At 71.4% G+C, this 1,620-nt stretch carries 1 protein-coding gene; it reads left to right on the top strand.

Features of this window, described 5'->3' with window-relative positions; all coding sequences use genetic code 11:
* Positions 1-184 precede the first annotated feature (184 nt).
* Positions 185-1,525: a cell division protein FtsZ gene (gene ftsZ / locus ACOJUF_RS15815; protein ID WP_420122789.1), complete on the top strand. Its 1,341-nt coding sequence runs from the start codon at positions 185-187 to the stop codon at positions 1,523-1,525.
* The last annotated feature ends 95 nt before the right edge of the window (positions 1,526-1,620 follow it).

The following is a 1,620-nucleotide window of genomic DNA, read 5'->3' as shown; positions in this document are numbered from 1 at the left end:
GCCGTGTCGAGCCGCACCTACCTTCAACCCCAGCGCCACTACCTGACATAACTATAACCGTATGGTTGAGGTTGAGGGTTCGACACGCCGAACGGGGCAGTTGAGTCAGGTCCAGCGGTGCATCCGAAGTCAGTGGCCCGGCCGTGTTCCCAGCGCCCGAGCCGAACAAGAAAGGCGAAGGCGAATGACGCCACCGCACAACTACCTGGCCGTCATCAAGGTCGTCGGCATCGGCGGCGGCGGCGTGAACGCCATCAACCGGATGATCGAGGTCGGCCTGCGCGGGGTCGAGTTCATCGCGATCAACACCGACGCGCAGGCGCTGCTGATGTCGGACGCCGACGTCAAGCTCGACGTCGGTCGGGAGATGACCCGGGGCCTGGGCGCCGGGGCCAACCCGGACGTCGGTCGCAAGGCCGCCGAGGACCACCGCGAGGAGATCGAGGAGGTGCTCAAGGGTGCCGACATGGTCTTCGTCACCGCCGGGGAAGGCGGTGGCACCGGCACCGGCGGCGCGCCGGTGGTCGCCTCGATCGCCCGCAAGCTCGGCGCCCTGACGATCGGTGTGGTCACCCGGCCGTTCGCGTTCGAGGGTCGCCGCCGGGGCAACCAGGCCGAAGAGGGCATCAAGATGCTCCGCAACGAGTGCGACACCCTCATCGTGATCCCCAACGACCGGCTGCTGCAGCTGGGCGACATGGGCGTCTCGCTGATGGACGCCTTCCGCTCGGCCGACGAGGTGCTGCTCAACGGTGTCCAGGGCATCACCGACCTGATCACCACCCCGGGCCTGATCAACGTCGACTTCGCCGACGTCAAGTCGGTCATGGCCGGCGCCGGCACCGCCCTGATGGGCATCGGCTCGGCCCGCGGCGAGGGCCGCTCGGTCCAGGCCGCGCAGAAGGCGATCAACTCGCCGCTGCTGGAGGCCTCGATGAACGGTGCGCACGGCGTGCTGCTGTCCATCGCCGGCGGGTCCGACCTGGGCCTGTTCGAGATCAACGAGGCGGCCTCACTGGTGCAGGAGGCGGCGCACGAGGACGCGAACATCATCTTCGGCACCGTCATCGACGACTCCCTGGGCGACGAGGTCCGGGTCACCGTCATCGCCGCCGGCTTCGACTCCAGCCCGTCGGTGCTCTCGCCGAGCGTCGAGCAGCGGGTGCGGGCCAGTGTCGGGTCGGGTCCGGTCGGCGGTCCGAGCGGCCGGCTCGGTGGGCGTGGCGGCTTCGAGGGCGGGCTGGACACCAGCGGCCTGAACGGCACCGCCAACGGCGGCTTCTCCTCGCACCCGCAGCGGGTCGAGCCGCCGCAGCCGCAGTACGCGGCAGCCCCGCAGCCGCAGTACGCCGCCACCCCGCCGCCGCCGGCCCGGGGCACCGCGCCGGCCTACCAGCAGCAGGCGCCCGGCCGGTACCCGACGCAGCCGCCGGCACACCCGGGTGCCGCCCCGGCTGGTCGCGGTCGCCCGGCCGTCGACCTGGACGACGACGACGTCGACGTGCCGTCGTTCATGAAGCGCTGACCGGGCCGTCCGGGCCCACGGCTGGACCGACGGCCGCACCCCCGCGCCGGTGATCGGAACCCTGTTCACGACCCGGCGCGGGGGTGTCTCCGTCG

Source organism: Nakamurella sp. (assembly GCF_048594475.1).
Taxonomy (GTDB): domain Bacteria; phylum Actinomycetota; class Actinomycetes; order Mycobacteriales; family Nakamurellaceae; genus Nakamurella.
This window is presented reverse-complemented; position numbering and strand designations above follow the sequence as displayed.